Origin of the sequence: Oceanobacillus luteolus (assembly GCF_023715655.1) — a bacterium.
Classification (GTDB): domain Bacteria; phylum Bacillota; class Bacilli; order Bacillales; family Amphibacillaceae; genus Oceanobacillus; species Oceanobacillus luteolus.
In genome coordinates this window covers 413,574-435,722 of sequence record NZ_JAMBON010000001.1, presented here as the reverse complement: position 1 = coordinate 435,722, position 22,149 = coordinate 413,574, and the positions used below count along the sequence as shown (strand labels likewise).

Below are 22,149 nucleotides of genomic sequence, written 5' to 3'. Positions count from 1 at the left end.
TATGGTAAAAATTGCACCATCTATATTATCAGCTGACTTTGCAAAATTAGGAGAGGAAATCAAGGAAGTAGAAGCTCATGGTGCCGATTATATTCATGTAGACGTGATGGATGGTCATTTTGTTCCCAATATAACAATTGGTCCTTTAATTGTCGAAGCAATCAGACCTGTGACCAGCCTTCCTCTTGATGTACATCTAATGGTTGAGAATCCTGATGAGTTTATTCCGGAATTTGCAAAAACCGGGGCTGATATCCTTACTGTTCATCAAGAGGCTTGTGTACACCTTGATCGAACCATACAACTGATTAAAGATAACGATGTAAAAGCGGGGGTCGTGATTAATCCTGCTACACCTGCCGAACTTTTGAAGCCTATTCTTCCAAACGTAGATCTTGTCCTTGTTATGACTGTGAACCCAGGATTTGGTGGTCAAAAGTTTATTGAGGGAGCTGTAGAGAAAATTAGGCAACTCCGCACATGGAGAGAGGAAATGAGCCTTTCATATGAGATTGAGGTAGATGGCGGAGTTAATGTGGAAACTATTAAGTTATGCACCGATGCAGGAGCGGACGTCCTTGTAGCCGGCAGTGCTATCTTTGATAAGTCAGATAGGAAGCAAGCTATCCAGGATCTGCTACATGCAATAAGGGATTAAGCATGGAAAAGATAACAATTGGAATTGTCGGGAGCGGTCCAGAAGGGGCAATTCCCGATCTCCTCCCTTACGATAAAAATATCGACTTATGGATCGGTGCAGACAGAGGTGCTTTATATTTATTGAAACACAAGCTCAACATCGATTATGCCGTTGGGGATTTCGATTCGGTCACAGCTGATGAAATAGCGAAAATCAGGGAGAATACAAAAGAAATGATTCGGATGCCCAGCGAGAAAGATGAAACGGATCTTGAATTGGCAATAAACCTCGCGTGTAAGTTGAAGCCTGAGACCATTTGCTTGTTCGGAGTAACGGCAGGACGGAAAGATCATGAATTAATCAATATCCAATTGCTATACCGATTGTTAGAGCAAGGGATTACAGGTAAGATAATTGATGAACAAAATGAAATCATAATGACGAAACCAGGTTCCTATCTGATTACTAGAAATCCCGAATTCCCGTATATTTCTTTTATTCCGTTTACTGAAAAAGTGGAAGGTATCCATTTGGAAGGATTTTATTATCCGTTGAATAATGCTGATATATCTTGGGGATCCACACTTTGCATATCAAATGAACTATCTTCAGAAAGTGGGAATTTTTCGTACAGACGAGGCATATTATTATTAATAAAGAGTCGAGATTCCTTTAAAATGTAAAGCCTTGTTTTACGAAGGAGGGGGAACCTATTAAATTCTATACGATTAAGCTCCCAAGGTTTATCGGTGGTTTTGTCAAAGTAGTCATGGGTGTTTTTAAAAAAGATAAATAAAGAACACAGCTTTTGTCCCTTCCGTGGCAGAAGCTGTGTTTTTTGTGCATGTCCAGGAATAATATTATTTGAACTATAAATCCTTCAGTTCTCACAAGATTGTTAGTATCTTGGAGAAGCCAAAATACGACGGGCAATAGGCTTCACTCACCACAGGAAGTCTTGAGTAAGTAGATTTTACGCTCGTCGTATTTCCCTTAAAATAAAAAAAGCACTCGTTAATAGAGTACTTTTTTGATCGTAAATTCATACGATTGAGTCTTGTAGTTGTGTAGATTATACACGTTCTACTTTTCCTGATTTTAGTGCACGAGCTGATACATATACGCGTTTTGGCTTACCATCTACCATGATACGTACTTTTTGTACATTAGCTTTCCATTTACGTTTGTTGGAGTTCATAGCGTGAGAACGTAGATTTCCTGTGCTAGTTTTACGTCCAGTTACAACACATTTTCTAGCCATGACAGTCCCTCCTTACTTTACCAAATATCGTTTTTCATACTTATACAATTTACCATAAGTTCGTTAAGAATGCAATTAAACTTTTCTGTTGAGAAGAACGTTAAGTTGTAGAATAATTTCTGTATTCAATCATGCAAAGAAGATATACTTGACAGATGGAATAAATTCCGCCATTCTTATAAGAGAAAATTACTAGTAAGGAATTCAGTAGCCGCTTTTAAATTATGTCGGGATGTAGTAGAATAACCTTATGCTTTATATGTTATAGGATGGACTTATAAAAAAGTGTTTTTTATTTATATTGAATGAGATGAAGGAGGATGCTCATGTCCATTGAACTTCACACCAATGACGGTCAAGTGACAATTACAAATGATGTGATTGCAACAATTGCTGGTGGAACTGCGGTTGAATGTTATGGAATCGTAGGAATGGCATCAAAAAGTCAAATACGCGATGGTATCGCAGAAATACTTAGAAAAGAGAATTATTCTCGTGGAATAGTAGTACGTCAGGAAAATGACGAGCTGCACATTGATTTATATATTATTGTCAGTTACGGTACAAAAATTTCTGAGGTTGCAAGTAACGTACAATCCCAGGTGAAGTACACGTTAGAGCAATCTCTAGGTCTATCCATTGACTCGGTAAATATATACATTCAAGGTGTTAGGGTATCTAAAGATTAATGAGTCTATTAAAGAATGCCTGTCTTAGCACTTCACTATAAACTGTTCGGTAAAAATTACTGAACAGTTCTTGGTGCGTAATAACAAATGAAGACAGGCTTGGTTTAATTAAGGAGGAAATATGGTGTCTATACATAGTGTGAATGGTAGTCTTTTAACACAAATGATCCTCTCTGGAGCTCATCACTTATCTAATAATGCGGATAAGATTGATGCATTAAATGTCTTTCCGGTTCCAGATGGAGATACAGGAACAAATATGAATCTTTCCATGACTTCAGGCGTTAATGAAGTGAAACAAAATGAATCGGATAATGCTTCCGCAGTAGCTAATGCACTTGCAAAAGGTTTATTGATGGGTGCAAGAGGTAATTCAGGGGTAATCTTATCACAAATATTCCGTGGCTTTGCTAAAGGGATGGGGAGCAAGGAAACTCTTGATGCGAAAGACTTTGCCGAAGCGTTTGATGCAGGAGTTGCGACTGCTTATAAAGCAGTGATGAAACCGGTGGAGGGTACAATCCTTACGGTAGCAAAAGATGCTGCACGTGCAGCAGTTGAAGCGGCAGAAACAGAGACAGAAATCATTGCGTTGATGGAGAAGATACTATCAGAGGCAAAAGCTTCTCTAAAGCGTACACCAGATTTACTTCCTGTTCTAAAAGAAGTGGGAGTAGTCGATTCAGGAGGGCAAGGTCTTGTAACCATTTACGAAGGTTTTCTTGCAGCGTTAAAAGGTGAAGAACTTCCTGAAGACACAGGAATTGAAATGGAAGAACTCATAAATGCTGAACATCACAAAGTAACCCAAGATTTTATGGATACTTCAGAAATTGTCTATGGTTACTGTACGGAGTTTATGGTTAAGTTTGAAGATGATAAATTACAGAATAACCCATACGATGAAGAAAAATTCCGCCAAGAGTTAAGTGAATTTGGTGATTCATTACTAGTCGTTTCTGACGATGAAATTGTTAAGGTTCACGTCCATTCAGAAAGGCCAGGAGATTGCTTGACGCTAGGCCAGCGTTTTGGAAGTTTAATCAATATGAAAATAGAAAATATGCGTGAACAGCATAGTGCAATCGTTGGTAAGAAAGAGAAGGATAATAAACCAAAGCAAAAATCTGAGTATGCTGTAGTTACTGTTGCTATGGGGAATGGCCTCAAAACCTTATTTGAAAGTTTGGGTGTGACCGTCGTTATTGAAGGTGGACAAACCATGAATCCTAGTACACAGGACATTGCGGATGCAATTACATCAGCTAATGCGAAAAAAGTCATTGTGCTACCTAATAATAAAAATATTCAAATGGCAGCAGAGCAAGCTGCTGAATTATCTGAAGCAGATGTCGCAGTGGTTCCGACTCGTACCATTCCTCAAGGTATAAGTGCGATGCTTGTATTTGATCCAGAAGTTGATCTTGTTTCAAATCAGCAGACAATGGAATCTGCAAGTAAGGAAGTTAAAACTGGTCAAATAACTTATGCTGTACGAGATACTCAAATAGATGGCATCACAATTGAAAAAGATCATTTCATGGGAATTGAAGATGGTAAAATCATTACCTCCCATGAGAGTAAACAAGAAGCCGTCAAATTATTACTGAATAAATTGATTACTGAAGATGATGAAATATTAACTATTCTTTATGGTGAGGATATCAGTCAAGAAGAAGTAGATGAAATCGAAGCTTTTGTTGAAGAAAACTTCGAAGACGTCGAAATTGAGATTCACAATGGAGAACAGCCAATCTATTCTTATATCTTCTCAGTAGAATAATCATAACCGCATCAACCAATCAATGGTCTGATGCGGTTATTTTGTTTTCTATATGAAATTAGTCTTACATTCTTCCTGAGGTTCGCAGACCCCGATACACCTTCGCTCCCAGAGGAGTCTCTGGTGTATCGGGGCTGCGGACTACCAGGAGCAATTCATTTTTATGTATTTATCATTTGCTCAAACAATTTTCTTTATAATAATTCAAATGATTCAGTCTCTTGTCAGTGAATTAATGCAGATTCTTGCTATTTTTGATATACTTATAGAGAAATTTACTAGTCTGTAAAGGCGGTGCTAAAATGAAGTATAATTCCGTTTTTGATATAATCGGTCCGGTTATGATAGGACCTTCCAGTTCACATACTGCGGGAGCAGCACGAATCGGACTTGCTGCACGTAATCTATTTGGTAAGCAGCCTAGTTGGGCAAAAATCTATCTATATGAATCCTTTGCGAAAACATATAAAGGCCATGGGACGGATTTTGCACTAGCTGGAGGTCTATTAGGATTTGCTACTGATGATCTTCGTATGAGTAAGGCACTAGATATAGCAAAAGAAGCTGGTTTAAAAATAGAATTTATTGAAGACAATTCTGGAGTCGATCATCCAAATACAGCTAGGCTTGTAATTGGTGATGAGAATGACCAATTAGAATTGGTCGGAATTTCCATAGGTGGTGGAAAAGTCGAGATAACAGAATTAAACGGTTTTGAACTCCGATTATCTGGAAATCATCCAGCAATACTTATCATGCATAATGATAGGTTCGGAGCGATTGCTTCCGTGACAAGAATACTGGCTAAACATGAAATAAATATCGGCCACATGGAAGTGAATCGTAAAGATGTTGGTAAGGAAGCGTTGATGGTCATTGAAGTCGACCAAAATGTTGGAGATGATATATTACAAGAACTGCAATATGCTGACCATATCATTCAAATTTCGAAAATAGATAGTTAGAAGGGGGTAAAATAATGTTTCGTACAATCGCTGAATTAGTTGAAATTGCAGAAACGAAAGAAATACCGATTTCAGAAGTAATGATTCTACAAGAAATGGATGTTAAAGAAAAAACTCGTGAAGAAGTATTTGCTGAAATGGAAAAAAATCTGCAAGTTATGGAAGATGCAATAGAGAGGGCGCTTCAAGGAGTCCAGTCTGTAACAGGGCTTACTGGGGGAGATGCTGTGCGCGTCCAACAATATATGAAAGAAAAAACCCCTTTATCAGGACCGATTTTACTTGACGCGGTAAGTAAAGCGATGGGGACTAATGAAGTAAATGCAGCTATGGGTGTCATTTGTGCCACACCTACGGCAGGAAGTGCAGGATGTGTACCTGGTACCCTATTTGCTGTGAAAAATCAGCTCAACCCGACTAGAGAACAGATGATCCGTTATTTGTTTACAGCAGGTGCGTTTGGTTTTGTTGTGGCCAATAATGCATTCATCTCAGGTGCTGCGGGAGGATGTCAGGCTGAAGTTGGTTCAGCTGGTGCAATGGCTGCAGCCGCGATCGTTGAGATGGCTGGCGGGACACCACAGCAATCAGCTGATGCTTTTGCCATCACATTAAAAAACATGCTCGGATTAGTATGTGACCCTGTTGCAGGTTTAGTTGAAGTACCTTGTGTGAAACGTAATGCATTAGGTTCCTCACAAGCTATTGTTTCTGCAGACCTTGCTTTGGCAGGTGTTACTAGCCGTATTCCTGCTGATGAAGTAGTGGGTGCAATGTATCGTATAGGCAGACAGATGCCTCCAAGTCTACGTGAAACAGGTGAAGGTGGACTTGCTGACACACCTACTGGGAGACTTCTGAAAGAAAAAATATTTGGCGTATCTGTTTAGAAGAGAAAGAGTGATTTTGTGCTTAATCAACCCGTATTACAAGTCAAAGGTATTGGAGAAAAATTCGCTGAAGACTTAGCCAATATGCGTATCTTCACGATTGAAGATTTACTTCATTATTTACCGTATAAATATAATGTGCTGGAAATCTTACCACTGAGCGAACTTATTCATGATGATAAAGTAACCATTATGGGAAGGGTTTTATACGAGCCTTCCCTTACTTTTTATGGACGTAAAAAGTCCCGATTAGTATTGACGGTAGAAGTGGAAAATGTTGCGATTAAGGCGGTGATGTTTAATCGTTCGTTCGCCAAGAAACAATTAAAGCCAGGTGATATAGTGACGCTCACTGGGAAGTGGGATGCACATCGTCTGCAGATTACGGTAAGTAACTATCGAAAAGGTGCTCAAGAGGAGAGTACTGATATCCAACCAATTTATTCCGTAAAAGGTGATGTGACATCTTATAAATTAAAAAAAGTTATTTCTCAGGCATTCAAAGATTATGGAGACGAAATAACCGAGATTCTACCATCATCTTATTTGAAGTCGTATAAACTTCCGACGAGAAAGGACACTCTTCGGATGTTGCATTTTCCACAAAACAACCTCGAATTGAAGCATTCCCGCAGAAGGTATATTTATGAAGAACTACTACTTTTTCAATTGAAAATGCAATTACTACGGAAAAAACATCGAGAAGCGACGGATGGAAATACCCAAAACTATGATGAAGATAAACTTGAACAGTTCATTCAACGTTTTCCGTTTCAATTAACGAATGCACAAAAATCATCATTAGAACAAATTTTGAGGGATATGCGTTCTCCATACCGTATGAACCGTTTACTTCAAGGTGATGTAGGTTCAGGAAAAACAGCAGTTGCTGCCGTTTCGTTATACGCTTCTGTTACAGCTGGAAAACAGGGTGCATTAATGGTTCCAACAGAAATTCTTGCCGAACAGCATTATCAATCATTGAAGGAATTATTTGGAGATTTGGCGAGCGTTCATTTGCTTACAGGATCAACAAAGACAAAAGAGAGAAGGACTATTCTTGAAGGCCTTGAAAATGGTGAGGTAGACATCATCATCGGCACACATGCCTTAATACAAGATGATGTAAAATTTAATGATTTGGGTCTTGTGATTGTTGATGAACAACATAGATTTGGAGTGGAACAGAGACGCACACTTAGGGATAAAGGCCTCCAACCCGATGTCCTGTTTATGACCGCAACGCCTATACCAAGAACCCTTGCGATTACGGCATTTGGTGATATGGACGTTTCAGCCATCAATGAGATGCCAGCTGGGAGAAAAGCAGTGGAGACGCTTTGGGTTAAAGAGAATATGTTTGAGCGAATTCTCAAGTTTATTGAAAAACATGTAAATAATGGCGAGCAAGCATATCTCATTAGCCCACTTATTGAGGAATCGGATAAATTGGATATCCAAAATGCCGTAGATTTATATCATACTCTATTAGAGTTTTTCCCGCCGGAAATCAAAGTTGGTTTAATGCACGGTCGGCTTCCGTCCGATGAAAAAGAATCAGTTATGAAAGAATTCGCAGAAAATAATATTCAAGTTTTAGTATCTACGACTGTTGTCGAAGTAGGTGTTAATGTTCCAAATGCTACAATTATGGTCATCTATGATGCAGAAAGGTTTGGGCTGTCTCAGCTTCATCAACTTCGTGGAAGAGTAGGTAGAGGTGATAAGCAGAGTTACTGTATTTTAATAGCCGAACCTAAAAATGAAGTTGGAAAAGAACGAATGAGTATTATGACTGAAACCAATAACGGTTTTGAATTGGCGGAAAGAGATTTGCAACTTAGAGGTCCAGGGGATTTCTTTGGCAGAAAACAAAGTGGAGTTCCCGAGTTCAAATTGGCAGACATGGTTCATGATTATCGAGCTTTGGAGACAGCGAGACAAGATGCTGAAGATATCGTGCAAAATGGTCTGCTTTACAATGATCCTTCTTATGAGAATCTACGTAAACTTCTAGAAAAAGATCCAAGTCTTCAGACAAAAATGGATTAATTCTTTTGGAGAATTGCTTGCATAATTATTTTTCGTATTATATATTACTATTAGTACCAAGTCATAAAATGATGTTATATGGTGGACGGTGCATACATTGAAAATAACAAAAGCAGAGAGGCAACAACTATTAAAGGGAAAGATAGAGGAAATTCCTTTTGTAACAGATGAACAATTAGCTAAAGAATTCGGAGTGAGTATCCAAACAATCCGTTTAGATAGGATGGAACTAGGAATACCTGAAATGCGTGAGCGGATAAAATCTGTTGCAAAGGACCAATGGAACGAGACGTTACGGACTTTACAAATCGATGAAGTAATTGGTGAAATCATAGATTTAGAGCTTGATCAACGAGCCATATCTATCCTGGATATTACTGGAGATCTTGTTTTTTCAAGAAATAAAATTGCCAGAGGGCATCATTTGTTTGCACAGGCAAATTCACTTGCTGTTGCTGTAATAAATGATGAACTGGCTTTAACGGCAAAGTCTGAAATCACTTTTACCCGTCAGGTAAAAGAAGGTGAAAGGGTTATCGCCAAGGCAATAGTTGCTGGTAAAAATGATAAAGGGCTTACTGTTGTTGAAGTGGAAAGTTTTGTAGATAAAGAAATTGTATTTACTGGGACATTCCAGATGTACCAATCCAATGAAGAGATAGGTGACAACTAAATGAAACTAGCAATAGATGCAATGGGTGGCGACCATGCCCCTAAGGAAATTGTATTAGGGGCGATGGAAGCCATTTCGCAATTTGATGACTTAACAATCACCTTAGTGGGTGACGAATCGAAAATTAGACAGCATTTAACAAACCCAAAAAATATTTCTATTATACATACAGAAGAGGTAATTACAGGAGAAGATGAACCTGTACGAGCAGTACGTCGCAAAAAAAATGCATCCCTCGTCCTAATGGCAAAAGAAGTTAAAGAGGGTAGGGCTGATGCTTGTATCTCAGCAGGGAATACAGGTGCTTTAATGAGTGCGGGATTGTTTATTGTTGGCCGAATACCAGGCATTGCCCGCCCGGCCTTAAGTCCAACACTGCCGACGATCAACGAGAAAGGCTTTTTATTTTTAGATGTTGGTGCCAATGTAGAGGCAAAACCGAGTCATCTTTTACAATACGGCATCATGGGTTCTGTCTATTCGGAAAAGGTTAGAGGCATTCCTAATCCTCGCGTGGCCCTGCTAAACGTAGGTACTGAAGATTCGAAAGGAAACGACCTGACAAAAAATGCCTTTGAATTACTAAAAAATGCACCAATTAATTTTGTAGGAAATGTGGAAGCAAGGGACTTGTTTGATCATGTTGCTGATGTTGTTGTAACAGATGGTTATAGCGGAAATGTTGCACTTAAAACAATCGAGGGAACTGCCCAAACGGTATTCTCGTTACTGAAAGAAACATTTTCCTCGTCATTGAAAACAAAATTGGCTGCTGGTCTTGTAATGAATGATTTGCGTGCTTTGAAAAATCGCCTTGATTATTCCGAGTATGGTGGAGCCGGATTATTTGGCTTAGCTGCTCCAGTTATTAAAGCTCATGGTTCGTCTAAAGCAAAAGCGATCGTCAGTGCGATTCGTCAGGCGAAGCATATGGTGGATCATGATGTAACGGAAACAATCCGCAAAACAGTTGAAACTATGAATATTGAGGAGTGAACGTCGTGAAACGTGTTGCATTTATGTTCCCTGGTCAAGGCTCTCAAGCAGTCGGGATGGGAAAGGAATTTTATGATGCTTATCCGCAGGTTCAGGAGCTATTTCATCAAGCAAATGATTATTTAAATAAAGATATAAAAGAAATTATGTTTTCTGGTCCAGAGGAAACGTTGACAGAAACTGAAAATGCACAACCTGCACTATTACTTACAAGTGCGGCTATCCAACAAGTGTTGATATCTGAAGGCATTCAACCTGTTATGACTGTTGGTCATAGTTTAGGTGAATATAGTGCATTAGTTGCTGCAGGATCCATTTCAGTTGATGATGCTTTGCCTCTTGTCGCAACTCGTGGGCGTTTAATGGAACAAGCTTTTCCAAAAGGGCAGGGAACGATGGCGGCTGTCCTTGGTCTCAAAGAAGCAGAAATTACTGAAGTGCTAGAAGGCATCACAGATGAAGTTGTCGACCTTGCCAACTTGAATTGCCCAGGACAAATTGTCATCTCCGGCTCACAAGCAGGAGTGGAGATAGCATCGGAACAGTTGAAACAAAAAGGTGCAAAGCGGGTTATCCCTTTAAATGTCAGTGGCCCGTTCCATTCAAGACTGATGAAAGCTGCTAATAAGGAATTTGCAAATTATTTGGATAGAATAACGATTAACAATGCCAGTATTCCTGTTTACGCAAATGTTTCGGCTTCTCCTGTAACAGAAAAGGAGCAAATTAAAGAATTGCTCATTAAGCAACTTTATTCTCCAGTTCGCTTTGAAGAATCCATTCGTGCGATGATGGAAGAAGAAGTTGATGCATTCGTAGAAGTCGGCAATGGGAAAGTCCTCTCCGGTCTATTAAGAAAAATTGATAGGAAGACAAAAACCTTTGCCGTGCAAGATATAAAATCATTACAAGAATTTGTCGCGTGGTTTAAGGGAGATGAGTAAATGTTAAAAGGAAAAAATGTCCTGGTCACCGGTGCTTCAAGAGGTATTGGTAGAACAATTGCTATTGAGTTTGCGAAACAGGGAGCAAACGTAGCGGTTAACTATGCAGGAAGTGAGGCGAAAGCTAAGGAAGTAGTGGAGGAGCTTATCAGTTATGACGTTAAAGCATTCCCTATTCAAGCTGATGTCTCTGATGAAAATAGTGTAAAAGCAATGGTGAAAGAAGTTATTGGTCAATTTGGAAGTTTAGATATCCTTGTGAATAATGCTGGAGTTACGAGAGATAATTTATTAATGCGTATGAAAGAAGACGAATTTGACGAAGTGATCAATACGAATTTAAAAGGTGTGTTCCTATGCACTAAAGCTGTAACAAGACAAATGATGAAGCAACGTGCTGGTCGAATTATTAATGTTGCTTCAATTGTCGGTGTGAGTGGAAATCCAGGACAAGCCAACTATGTTGCTGCAAAAGCAGGGGTAATTGGATTGACAAAGACAACTGCGAAAGAGCTTGCAACAAGAAATATTTTAGTCAATGCTGTTGCACCAGGTTTCATTTCTACGGATATGACCGATGCACTTACAGATGAACAAAAAGAAGCAATGCTTGCCATGATTCCACTTGAAAGATTTGGCGCGCCTGAAGATGTGGCAAAAGTTGTCCGCTTTTTGGCTTCAGACGATGCAAGCTATATTACTGGCCAAACGATACATATCGACGGTGGAATGGTAATGTAGATTATTATCCTTTTGAAGGGAGGTGAACGGTGTGGCCGATGTTTTTGACCGTGTTAAAGCAATCATTGTCGATCGTCTAGATGTAGATGAGGAAAAAGTAACATTAGAAGCATCTTTTAAAGATGACCTGGAAGCTGATTCTCTTGACGTTGTTGAGCTTGTAATGGAGCTTGAGGACGAATTCGATATGGAAATTGCTGATGAAGAAGCTGAAAAGATTAATACAGTTGGTGATGCTGTAAATTATATCAACAGTGTTAAATAATAAGGGAAGTCTCGCTTGATGCGAGACTTTCAACTATTTATACGAGGTGAGCTGTATGGACATAAGTGAATTAGAAAAACAGCTGAACATAGAATTTAAGCAGAAAGAATTACTCGTCCAGGCTTTTACCCATTCATCTTATGTGAATGAGCATCGTCAGGAACAATTTGAAGACAATGAGAGGCTAGAGTTTCTTGGAGATGCGGTTCTAGAATTAGGAGTCTCACAATACCTATTCAATACGTATAAGCAGCTACCTGAGGGAGAATTGACAAAATTACGGGCAGCCATTGTTTGTGAACCGTCTTTAATGAACTTTGCCCAGGAATTAGACTTCGGTAAGTTTCTTTTACTTGGAAAAGGTGAGGCGCAAACTGGCGGAAGAGAACGTCCTGCTATCTTGGCAGACGTATTCGAATCTTTCTTAGGAGCTCTTTATCTCGATCAAGGGTATGAAAAGGTGATTCAATTTCTAGAGAAGCATGTCTTCCCGAAAATCAACACTGGCGCTTTTTCGCATGGGATGGATTATAAAAGTCAACTGCAAGAAATTATCCAACAAGATAAAAATCAAAAGGTGACCTATAAAGTAATCGAAGAGAAGGGTCCTTCGCATGACAAGGAATTCCTGGTTCGTGTTTATATTAATGATGATGCTGCAGGAGAAGGGGTTGGCCGTTCCAAAAAAGAAGCGGAACAACATGCGGCAAAAATCGCTTTAGGTAAGATTAATGCATCAAATTAAAAAAACAGTGGGGCTATACCCCACTGAATTTATTTCTTGCGGATTGCCGCTAATTCATCAACGAATGCTTGTGTCTCTGACGCACTTAATCTTCCTTTGTCTACAACTACTTGATAAAGAAATTTCAAATCTTTATATTTACTTAAATCATAGTCTTCGACATCAAATAGCCCACGATTAGCAACATTCATACGATCTGCCAGTTCATTCAGCATCAATGCCAGATTTGTTTTGTTTGCATCCTCTAAATTCATGAAAACTCTCCCCTAACTCATTTATTTATAAGCCTGTAAGAAATGAAAATATACCTCTAAATATATCAATATAACGAGCTACATGCAAGACAACCTGAAAATATTGGCCAGACTTCTTTTGGCTGTTAGATTATGATAAAATGAATAGGTTGAAAACCCTGTATGCACAATCATTTAATGCAGGTTGATCTAGCAAATCAATTTTAACCGAAACATCATTCAACGGGAATTCCATTCAAAATGTTTTTTAACTCCCGTTGTAAGAAAGCCCAAGTGGTTTTGGATCGTCCGTTTTTTATTATTTATTCTTGTAAACATCTGTTTTTATGGACGGTTGCACTTTGGTATATAGGAGAATGTGTATGTATTTGAAAAAATTAGACAGTGTCGGCTTTAAATCATTTGCCGAACGTATTTCTATTGAATTCGTTCCAGGAGTAACTGCAGTTGTAGGACCCAATGGAAGTGGCAAAAGTAATATTACAGATGCGATCCGTTGGGTACTCGGTGAACAATCTGCTAAATCTTTACGTGGCTCCAAAATGGAGGATATTATTTTTCAGGGTAGTGATACACGTAAAGCATTGAATGTTGCTGAAGTTACCTTGGTCTTGGATAACCAAGACAAATCACTGCCGCTTGATTATGAAGAGGTTAGTGTAACTAGAAGAGTATATCGTTCAGGAGAAAGTGAGTTTTATATTAATAAACAATCTTGTCGTTTAAAGGATATCATTGATTTATTTATGGACTCCGGTCTAGGTAGAGAAGCTTTCTCCATCATCAGCCAAGGTAAAGTGGAAGAAATTTTGAGTTCAAAAGCCGAAGAACGGCGTACAATCTTTGAAGAAGCGGCTGGTGTCCTTAAATATAAGCAAAGAAAGAAAAAATCTGAATATAAGTTAGCTGAAACCCAAGAGAACCTCAACCGTGTAGAGGATATCCTGTACGAATTGGAATCACAGCTGGGTCCTTTGGAAAGACAAAAAAATATTGCTAATCAGTATTTAGAGTTGAAGGAGCAATTGAAGGAAAAAGAAATCTCACTGCTCATTGCTGAAATTGAAACGTTGCATATTAAATGGGAACGGATAAAACAAGAGATTGAAAAAGAAAGACAAAAGCAAATTGCCCTTTCCACGAGTATCCAAAAGCGGGAAGCGTGGATTGAAGAGCAAAAACAAGCAAATTTAAAACTTGATCAACAAATTGAGGAAATGCAAGGAAAGCTACTTAAATCAACCGAACAGCTTGAAAAATTAGAAGGAAAGAAGCAGCTGTTCTCGGAGCGTTCTAAGCATTTTGGGGAGAATAAACAAAAGTTAATTGAAGAGAAAAAACAGACTGAAATCCAGCTGGCTAATCATGAAAATGAATTGGCCGAAGAAAAAGAGAAACTGGAACAGCTTAAACATGAAAAGGAAAAAACGAAAGCTAGTATTAAAGAATTGGAGACGAAGCTTCAACGAAATGAAGAGGCCATAGCCGATCAGATTGAGGATTTAAAATCGGAATACATTGAGCAGTTAAATGTTCAAGCAGCATCACGTAATGAGAAGCAATCCATTGAAAAACAGCTTGAACAGCTCTACTCTAAGAATTCGAGACAGTCTGAAAGGTTTCAAGCGTCATTAGAAGAACGTAAGAAACTAGAAGAAGAAAAACAAAAATTGCAAGAAAGACTTTCCTCGCATAAAGAAATCTGTTCAAACAGTGAGCAACATATAAAACAATTGAAATCCGATATTGAAAGAGATCGAAAACAGTTTCAAGAAATGCAGACCAAGTTATATCAAGGATATCAATATATTGAGAAGTTAAAATCAAGAAAAGAAATGCTCGAGGAAATGAAAGAAGACTTCCAAGGATTCTTCCATGGTGTAAAAGCTGTTTTGAAAGCGCGGGAAAATGGCAGTTTACAGCAGATTGCTGGAGCAGTCATTGAATTGATTGATGTTCCAAAACAGTTTATACCCGCTATAGAAGTTGTACTAGGTGGGCAAGCGCAACACATTGTTGTCCAGGATGAGAGTACAGCGCGGACTGCTATTTCCTGGTTAAAGAAAACGAATAATGGAAGAGCAACTTTTCTACCGCTAAACACAATCCAAGAGCGTTTTATCCCTGATCATCTTATTGAACGGATAAAAAGTCATCACGGATTTGTAGGAGTAGCTGCTGACTTAGTATCAACTGAAACGGAGTATCAACGAGCTGTTAATCATTTGATGGGACATGTATTAATTACCGAAACACTAAAGGATGCCAATGAAATTGCCGCCATAACGGGCCGGAAATACCGTATTGTTACACTTGAAGGTGATGTCGTTGCCCCTGGTGGAGCTATGACGGGCGGAGCCAATAGAAAAACAAACCAATCATTGTTTACGAGAGAAAAAGAATTGGAAGAAATCCGTGAAAAGTTAACGAACTATGAAGAACGAGCAAATATGTTTGCGGAGAAAGTAAAAGAACAACAATCAATCATAGATGATAGAGAGAATCAACTCGAAATGTCGGAGATAAAATTTGCAAAAGAACAACAAGACCTTCAGGAGTTGCAAACATCCTTCCATGAGATTGAACTGAACTTAAAATCATTAAATGACAGCCTTTCAATCTATGATCAAGAGGAAAAATTATATCAAGAAGATACAAACTATCTGAAACAAAGAAAAGCTGAACTTGATGACCAACTCACTGCACTTCAAGAGAAGCTTAATGAGATTGAGCAACACATACAAAAGCTGACGGAAGAAGAAGCCGCTGTGAAAGAAAATAAAGCGTTATTGCAAGAGAAATATCATGAACAGAAACTAATCTTTGCTAAACAAGAAGAGCGTTATCGTAATCAGTATGACAGGGTTAAAAGCCTCGAGGAGCTCGTACAAACAACAAAAAACTTGTTGGCTGAAGAAGCTCAAAAGCTAATGGATTTGGCTGAATTTGCTGCTAATATAGAATCCGAAGAAACAATTGATCAATCAATAGCGGAAGAAAAAACAAAGAAAACCGAATACACACAAGTAATTCAGGAATTGCGTAATGAACGAAGCAGGATAACCCATGAAATTAGTGATGAAGAAATGGAACTGAAGGAAGAAAATAAACGCAGCCAGATCCTACTTGCTGAGATCCAAGATAAAGAAGTACAAATAACCCGTTTAGATGTAGGATTAGAAAATCGTCTAAACCATCTTCAGACCGAGTATACAATCACGTATGAAAGAGCAAGGAAAGAATATGAAAAAACTGATGATGTGGACAAATCACAACAAGAAGTACAGGAATTAAAACGTAAAATCACTGATTTAGGCACGGTCAACCTCGGATCCATCGATGAATATGACCGGATCCACGAAAGGTATACGTTTTTAAGTGAGCAACAACAAGATTTGCTTAATGCAAAGAACACACTGTTCAATGTAATCAGTGAACTGGATAAAGAGATGATTGAGCGCTTTGAAACAACCTTTGAAGCGATTAAAAAAGAGTTTACAATTGTATTTAAAGAACTTTTTGGTGGAGGTAAGGCTGAGCTGAAGCTTACTGATCCAAGCCATTTGTTAGAAACCGGAGTAGAAATTATTGCACAACCGCCTGGTAAGAAATTGCAGCATTTAGGTCTTCTCTCAGGTGGTGAACGGGCTTTGACAGCGATAGCGTTATTGTTCGCCATTTTAAGGGTGCGTCCTGTTCCGTTTTGTATCCTTGATGAGGTCGAAGCTGCGCTGGATGAAGCGAATGTCAGCCGGTTTGCTAAATATGTAAAACTTTATAGCAAACATACGCAGTTTATTGTAATTACCCACCGAAAAGGGACGATGGAAGAGGCTGATGTATTATATGGGGTTACGATGCAAGAATCGGGCGTCAGCCGTTTGGTATCTGTAAAATTAGAGGAAACTGCTACATTAATTGAATCATAAGGAGGCTAGGAAAATGAGTTTTTTTGAAAAAATTAAGCAACGTTTTAAACAAGATGAAAAGACAGAACAAGTCCAAGAAACATATAAAGAAGGTATGAAAAAGACCCGGGGAGCATTTTCAGGGAGAATCAATGATTTAATTGCAAGGTATCGAAAAGTGGATGAGGACTTTTTCGAGGAGCTGGAAGAAGTTCTAATTTCAGCCGACGTCGGTGTCACCACTGTGATGGATTTAGTGGATGAATTGAAACTGGAAGTCAAACGCCGGAATATAAAGGACACAGAAGAAGTAAAGGAAGTCATTTCTGAAAAACTTGTTGAGATTTATTACGGCGATGATAGCGGTGAAGTTGAGAAGTTAAATATCCAAGAAAATGCAATGACGGTTATTCTTGTTGTAGGAGTTAATGGTGTAGGTAAAACAACTTCCATCGGTAAACTTGCTCATCGATTTAAGCAGGAAGGGAAGAAAGTCATGCTTGCTGCTGGAGACACATTCAGAGCTGGTGCGATCGAGCAATTGGAAGAATGGGGTAAGCGTGCTGACGTTGAAGTGATTAAACAAAGTGCTGGAAGTGATCCAGCTGCAGTTATCTATGATGGAATCCGGGCTGCCAAATCTCGTGAAGCGGATGTATTGCTTTGTGATACTGCAGGAAGATTGCAAAATAAAGTGAACTTGATGAAAGAACTGGAAAAAATTAAACGGGTAATTGAAAGAGAAATTCCCGGGGCGCCACATGAGGTGCTGCTTGTGTTGGATGCTACTACTGGACAAAACGCTCTTAATCAAGCGAAAACTTTTTCGCAAGCTACAGATGTCTCCGGAATCGTATTAACAAAGCTTGACGGTACAGCAAAAGGTGGAATTGTACTTGCGATTCGAAAAGACTTGGATATTCCAGTGAAATTTGTAGGGTTAGGAGAAAAGATGGAAGATCTTCAAGAATTCGATGCTTCCCTTTTCGTTTATGGCCTGTTTGCTGACATGTTGGAAGAAGAAGCTTAATATAAACCTTTCTTGACATAGAAGCAACTGATTCGTTATGATGTTTTGTAAAGAGATTTCACTTAACAAGGGGCGTTTTCATTGCTGGAAAAGACAATGCGCATTAACTTTTTATTTGATTTTTATCAGGATCTCTTAACCGAAAAACAACAGAAATACATGAAAATGTATTATTTGGAGGATCTTTCACTTAGTGAGATATCTGAGGAGTTTTCCGTTTCACGTCAGGCTGTCTATGACAATATTAAACGTACTGAATCTATGCTTGAATCCTATGAGGATAAGTTGAATCTATACGAGAAATTTACAAGACGCCAAGAGATTATTGAAGAATTGGAAAAAAATGCTCCGAACAAAGAAATAAAGCAATTGCTAAATAAACTAAAAGAATTAGATTAGGAGGTTACCTTCTATGGCATTTGAAGGGTTAGCCGAACGCCTGCAAAGTACGATTAAAAAAATTACTGGGAAGGGAAAAGTCTCGGAACAAGATATTAAAGAAATGTCCCGTGAAATTAGACTTGCTCTTCTAGAAGCTGATGTTAACTTTAAAGTAGTAAAAGACTTGATCAACCGTATTAAAGAACGAGCGGTAGGTCAGGAAGTAATGGAAAGTCTTACTCCTGGACAACAAGTTATTAAAATTGTCCGTGATGAATTAACCGAACTAATGGGTGGGGAAAACAGCAAGATTGCTGTAGCAGACCGTCCACCTACTGTAATCATGATGGTTGGATTGCAAGGGGCAGGTAAAACAACGACAACTGGGAAACTGGCAAATTTACTGAGAAAAAAGCATAATCGCAAACCATTGCTTGTTGCCTGTGACGTATATCGTCCTGCTGCGATCCAGCAATTGGAAACATTAGGTACACAATTGAATATGCCTGTGTTTTCCCTAGGTACAGAAGCAAATCCTGTTGATATTGCAAAACAAGCGATGGATAAAGCGAAAGAAGAACATCATGACTATGTCATCATTGATACTGCTGGTCGCTTACATGTCGACTCTGACTTAATGAATGAATTAGCGGAAATAAAAGCAGCTGTTTCCCCGGACGAAATTTTCCTTGTTGTGGATGCGATGACGGGTCAAGATGCAGTAAACGTAGCGGAAAGCTTCAATGAACAACTCGATATCACTGGTGTAGTACTGACGAAGCTTGATGGGGATACGCGGGGTGGAGCTGCACTATCCATTAAAGCGGTAACGGATAAACCTATAAAATTTGCTGGTATGGGTGAGAAACTCGATCAGCTAGAAGCCTTCCACCCTGAACGGATGGCCTCCCGGATTCTTGGTATGGGTGATGTACTATCGTTAATAGAAAAGGCACAAACTAACGTAGATGAACAACAAGCCAAAGCTTTGGAAGAAAAAATGCGTTCGATGTCATTTACTTTTGATGACTTTCTTGAACAAATGGCCCAAGTCAAACAGATGGGTCCACTTGATGAGCTGCTTGATATGCTTCCGGGTGCTGGAAAGATGAAAGGCTTGAAAAATGTACAAGTAGATGAAAAACAATTAGGTCAAGTTGAAGCAATTGTAAAATCTATGACAAAACAAGAGCGCCAAGAACCAAGTATCATTAACGCAAGCAGGAAGAAGCGGATTGCAAAGGGATCAGGTACGACTGTATCCCAAGTAAATAGATTGCTGAAGCAGTTCGAAGACATGAAGAAAATGATGAAACAAATGACGAATATGCAAAAAGGCAAGGGTAAAAAAGGTAGAGGTGGCTTTAAACTGCCGTTTATGTAAAATGTTTTTTCTTTGTAATGTAAAAACACTTTACAGACCTATTATTTTCTGTTAGAATTTAAACTTGTGAATAACTATTAATTGGAGGTGCAATTTACATGGCTGTTAAAATTCGTTTAAAACGTATGGGTTCTAAAAGAAATCCATTTTATCGTATCGTTGTAGCAGATTCTCGTTCTCCACGTGACGGACGTCAAATCGAACAAATCGGAACATATAACCCGGTATCTAACCCGGTTGAAGTGAAGATTGATGAAGAAAAAGCTCTTAAATGGTTAGCTGATGGTGCTAAACCAAGTGATACAGTACGTAATCTATTTTCAACTGAAGGCATCATGAAGAAATTCCACGAACAGAAAAATCAAGCAAAGTAGTGTGATACCATGAAAGCCCTAATTGAAACTATTGTCACTTCTCTTGTCGATCATCCAGAGGATATCGTAGTTACAGAAAGAGAAGAGGAAACAAAAGTTGTTTACCATCTTCAAGTTCATGAAGAAGATGTTGGCAAAGTTATCGGCAAAAATGGACGTATTGCAAAAGCGATCCGAACCGTTGTATACGCAGCGAAAACGGATGAGAACAAGCGAATCTACTTAGATATTATGTAAAAGGGAAAGGAGCCAATGGTTCTTCTTTCCCTTTTTATACATTCTCACCGAATCACCTGAAGATAATGGGAGCTCAAGAATACAACTATTGATACTCGAGAGTGGGGGAACATGGTGAAAATTATTAAAAAAGTTGAAATTAAGCAGGTAATTACCGAACAAAGTAAAGCCAAAATAAAATCCAATTTCTTTGAACAAAAAATGCGACTTGAACAAGAGTGTCAACAACTCCTATTTGAAAAGCGAAAAATGCTGAATAAAAAAGGTGTGCCGAAGCAGGAGATAGAGTTGAGGTTCCAAAAGGAAATCAGTAAACGTAAGGATGAAATTGAACTGATTACATTTAAAGAGGAACAACTAGAAATATTGGAAGACGGAAGTGAAATTGTCGAGGGGGAAGTTGAATCTCTTGTTGAAGTAAGTATTGGTGCAAATTGGGAACAATTAATGAAGAGACAAGCGATTGTGATTAAAGATGACATCGTTGTGCGAATAGACGAATAGGTAGGTGGAAGTAATGGCGAATAAAATGTTTAATATCGGTAAAATTGTAAATACCCATGGGATTCGTGGAGAAGTGAAAGTAAAAAGAATTACAGACTTTGAAGAACGGTTTGCAAGCGGTGAAACAGTTTATATTAAGGATGAAAATCATACAGTACCCTTGATTATTGAAAGTCATCGAATACATAAAGGTTTTGACCTTTTAAAGTTCAAGAACCTGAACAACATCAATGATGTCGAAAAATATAAGGGACTCTACTTGCAAATTCATGAAGAACAACAATTAGAGTTACCAGAGGATGAATTCTATTACCATGAGATTATTGGATGTGAAGTATTCGATCTCAATGGTGAAAAGTTAGGCGATATTAAAGAAATACTAGCCCCCGGTGCGAATGATGTATGGGTGTTGAGCCGTCATGGAAAAAAAGATGCTTATATCCCTTATATAGAGCCTGTTGTAAAAAAAGTTGACATTGAAAATAAGAAAATTTTTATTGAACTGATGGAAGGACTGCTGGATTAATGCATATAGATATTTTAACGTTATTTCCCGAAATGATGGAAGGGGTATTTCAATCGTCCATATTAAAAAAAGCTCAAGAAAAAGATAAATTTTCATATAATCTAGTGAATTTCAGAGATTATACAGAAAATAAACATAGAAAAGTTGATGATTATCCCTATGGCGGAGGAGCCGGGATGGTTCTCACTCCCCAGCCTGTATTTGATGCTGTAGATGCCCTGCTTGAAGAGAAAGATACGAAGCCGCGGATTGTTCTACTTTGCCCTCAAGGGGAACAGTATACACAAAAAAAGGCTGAGGAATTGGCAAAAGAGGATCATCTCATTTTTATTTGTGGACATTATGAAGGTTATGATGAACGTATTCGCTTAGGATTAGCAACGGATGAAATTTCGATTGGGGATTATGTATTGACTGGTGGCGAGCTGGGAGCAATGGTGATTGTTGACAGTGTTGTCCGTTTGTTGCCTGATGTATTAGGAAATGAAGAGTCCGCGGTAGAAGATTCGTTTTCAACTGGTCTACTGGAACATCCTCATTATACAAGACCAGCAACTTATCGCAATATGAGCGTGCCTGATGTTCTGCTCTCTGGAGACCATGCTAAAATTGCCAAATGGAGAAAAACACAATCCCTAAAACGCACACTTGAACGCAGACCCGATCTCCTAGAAACCTATCCACTCACAGAAGAAGAAAAACAAATCATACAAGAACTAAAACGAATAGAATAAAAAACATTTCCATATGAAGTCCGCAGTCCAAATACCTCTCGCTTTCGGCGAGCGGTTGGGGGAGCCTCCGTGGGCATAAATGCCCTATGGGGTCTCCCCCCTAGGCCTTTCCTTCCGCAGGAGTTACGAGGTATTTGGACTGCTCCCTGCTATACATTTATTAGTTCAGTGGA

25 protein-coding genes are annotated in these 22,149 nt (G+C 38.7%); 23 read left to right on the top strand and 2 right to left on the bottom strand.

The window, feature by feature from the left end:
- The first annotated feature begins 1 nt into the window (after window position 1).
- From rpe to spoVM, 3 genes are read left to right on the top strand one after another with little or no spacing between them, the layout of a single operon-like run.
- Window positions 2-658, top strand: coding sequence for a ribulose-phosphate 3-epimerase (gene rpe, locus M3210_RS02300; RefSeq protein WP_251510858.1), 657 nt, complete (start codon window positions 2-4; stop codon window positions 656-658).
- 2 nt (window positions 659-660) lie between these two features.
- Window positions 661-1,323 (top strand): thiamine diphosphokinase, encoded by a 663-nt coding sequence (locus M3210_RS02295; protein ID WP_251510857.1) that lies wholly within the window; start codon window positions 661-663, stop codon window positions 1,321-1,323.
- Window positions 1,324-1,352: 29 nt separating this feature from the next.
- Entirely contained in the window at window positions 1,353-1,436 is an 84-nt protein-coding gene (gene spoVM, locus M3210_RS02290) for a stage V sporulation protein SpoVM (protein ID WP_156855553.1), read from the top strand.
- Between the two features lie 276 nt (window positions 1,437-1,712).
- On the opposite strand, the gene rpmB is transcribed toward spoVM, so the two are convergent.
- Window positions 1,713-1,901 (bottom strand): 50S ribosomal protein L28, encoded by a 189-nt coding sequence (rpmB, locus tag M3210_RS02285; RefSeq protein WP_251510856.1) that lies wholly within the window; start codon window positions 1,899-1,901, stop codon window positions 1,713-1,715.
- A 326-nt stretch (window positions 1,902-2,227) separates the two neighbouring features.
- On the opposite strand from rpmB, the gene M3210_RS02280 reads away from it, so the two are divergent.
- The 11 genes from M3210_RS02280 to rnc all read left to right on the top strand — a co-directional run bounded on the left by M3210_RS02280 (window position 2,228) and on the right by rnc (window position 12,644).
- Complete coding sequence (locus M3210_RS02280; protein WP_251510855.1) at window positions 2,228-2,590, top strand: Asp23/Gls24 family envelope stress response protein; 363 nt, start codon at window positions 2,228-2,230, stop codon at window positions 2,588-2,590.
- Between the two features lie 124 nt (window positions 2,591-2,714).
- Complete coding sequence (locus M3210_RS02275; protein ID WP_251510854.1) at window positions 2,715-4,373, top strand: DAK2 domain-containing protein; 1,659 nt, start codon at window positions 2,715-2,717, stop codon at window positions 4,371-4,373.
- Between the two features lie 302 nt (window positions 4,374-4,675).
- Entirely contained in the window at window positions 4,676-5,338 is a 663-nt protein-coding gene (gene sdaAB / locus M3210_RS02270) for an L-serine ammonia-lyase, iron-sulfur-dependent subunit beta (protein ID WP_251510853.1), read from the top strand.
- Window positions 5,339-5,352: 14 nt separating this feature from the next.
- Window positions 5,353-6,228 (top strand): L-serine ammonia-lyase, iron-sulfur-dependent, subunit alpha, encoded by an 876-nt coding sequence (gene sdaAA, locus M3210_RS02265; protein WP_251510852.1) that lies wholly within the window; start codon window positions 5,353-5,355, stop codon window positions 6,226-6,228.
- Between the two features lie 18 nt (window positions 6,229-6,246).
- On the top strand, window positions 6,247-8,280 hold the full coding sequence (recG, locus tag M3210_RS02260) for an ATP-dependent DNA helicase RecG (protein ID WP_251510851.1): 2,034 nt from the start codon (window positions 6,247-6,249) through the stop codon (window positions 8,278-8,280).
- A gap of 97 nt (window positions 8,281-8,377) precedes the next feature.
- Complete coding sequence (gene fapR, locus M3210_RS02255) at window positions 8,378-8,953, top strand: transcription factor FapR (protein WP_251510850.1); 576 nt, start codon at window positions 8,378-8,380, stop codon at window positions 8,951-8,953.
- Window positions 8,954-9,949 (top strand): phosphate acyltransferase PlsX, encoded by a 996-nt coding sequence (gene plsX, locus M3210_RS02250; protein ID WP_251510849.1) that lies wholly within the window; start codon window positions 8,954-8,956, stop codon window positions 9,947-9,949. It begins immediately after the preceding gene.
- A gap of 5 nt (window positions 9,950-9,954) precedes the next feature.
- On the top strand, window positions 9,955-10,893 hold the full coding sequence (fabD, locus tag M3210_RS02245) for an ACP S-malonyltransferase (protein WP_251510848.1): 939 nt from the start codon (window positions 9,955-9,957) through the stop codon (window positions 10,891-10,893).
- On the top strand, window positions 10,894-11,634 hold the full coding sequence (gene fabG / locus M3210_RS02240) for a 3-oxoacyl-[acyl-carrier-protein] reductase (protein ID WP_251510847.1): 741 nt from the start codon (window positions 10,894-10,896) through the stop codon (window positions 11,632-11,634).
- Between the two features lie 31 nt (window positions 11,635-11,665).
- A complete protein-coding gene (gene acpP / locus M3210_RS02235; protein WP_251510846.1) occupies window positions 11,666-11,899 on the top strand; it encodes an acyl carrier protein in 234 nt (77 codons plus the stop codon).
- Between the two features lie 55 nt (window positions 11,900-11,954).
- Window positions 11,955-12,644: a ribonuclease III gene (gene rnc / locus M3210_RS02230; RefSeq protein WP_251510844.1), complete on the top strand. Its 690-nt coding sequence runs from the start codon at window positions 11,955-11,957 to the stop codon at window positions 12,642-12,644.
- Window positions 12,645-12,673: 29 nt separating this feature from the next.
- Here rnc and M3210_RS02225 read toward each other — a convergent pair whose 3' ends face one another.
- On the bottom strand, window positions 12,674-12,898 hold the full coding sequence (locus tag M3210_RS02225; RefSeq protein ID WP_251510842.1) for a DUF1128 domain-containing protein: 225 nt from the start codon (window positions 12,896-12,898) through the stop codon (window positions 12,674-12,676).
- Between the two features lie 362 nt (window positions 12,899-13,260).
- Between M3210_RS02225 and smc the strand changes: the two genes are divergently transcribed.
- The 9 genes from smc to trmD all read left to right on the top strand — a co-directional run bounded on the left by smc (window position 13,261) and on the right by trmD (window position 21,976).
- Window positions 13,261-16,827, top strand: coding sequence for a chromosome segregation protein SMC (gene smc, locus M3210_RS02220; protein ID WP_251510841.1), 3,567 nt, complete (start codon window positions 13,261-13,263; stop codon window positions 16,825-16,827).
- 13 nt (window positions 16,828-16,840) lie between these two features.
- On the top strand, window positions 16,841-17,836 hold the full coding sequence (ftsY, locus tag M3210_RS02215) for a signal recognition particle-docking protein FtsY (protein WP_251510838.1): 996 nt from the start codon (window positions 16,841-16,843) through the stop codon (window positions 17,834-17,836).
- 81 nt (window positions 17,837-17,917) lie between these two features.
- Window positions 17,918-18,235: a putative DNA-binding protein gene (locus M3210_RS02210; protein ID WP_251510827.1), complete on the top strand. Its 318-nt coding sequence runs from the start codon at window positions 17,918-17,920 to the stop codon at window positions 18,233-18,235.
- Between the two features lie 13 nt (window positions 18,236-18,248).
- On the top strand, window positions 18,249-19,601 hold the full coding sequence (gene ffh, locus M3210_RS02205) for a signal recognition particle protein (protein WP_251510825.1): 1,353 nt from the start codon (window positions 18,249-18,251) through the stop codon (window positions 19,599-19,601).
- A 98-nt stretch (window positions 19,602-19,699) separates the two neighbouring features.
- Entirely contained in the window at window positions 19,700-19,975 is a 276-nt protein-coding gene (rpsP, locus tag M3210_RS02200) for a 30S ribosomal protein S16 (RefSeq protein ID WP_251510823.1), read from the top strand.
- A gap of 9 nt (window positions 19,976-19,984) precedes the next feature.
- On the top strand, window positions 19,985-20,212 hold the full coding sequence (locus M3210_RS02195; RefSeq protein ID WP_251510821.1) for a KH domain-containing protein: 228 nt from the start codon (window positions 19,985-19,987) through the stop codon (window positions 20,210-20,212).
- A 111-nt stretch (window positions 20,213-20,323) separates the two neighbouring features.
- Complete coding sequence (locus M3210_RS02190; protein WP_285853514.1) at window positions 20,324-20,716, top strand: YlqD family protein; 393 nt, start codon at window positions 20,324-20,326, stop codon at window positions 20,714-20,716.
- 13 nt (window positions 20,717-20,729) lie between these two features.
- Window positions 20,730-21,242 carry a ribosome maturation factor RimM gene (rimM, locus tag M3210_RS02185; protein ID WP_251510817.1) on the top strand — a complete coding sequence of 171 codons (513 nt, stop codon included), beginning with the start codon at window positions 20,730-20,732 and terminating at the stop codon, window positions 21,240-21,242.
- A complete protein-coding gene (gene trmD / locus M3210_RS02180) occupies window positions 21,242-21,976 on the top strand; it encodes a tRNA (guanosine(37)-N1)-methyltransferase TrmD (RefSeq protein ID WP_251510815.1) in 735 nt (244 codons plus the stop codon). Before rimM ends, trmD begins: the two co-directional genes overlap by 1 nt.
- Window positions 21,977-22,149 lie beyond the last annotated feature (173 nt).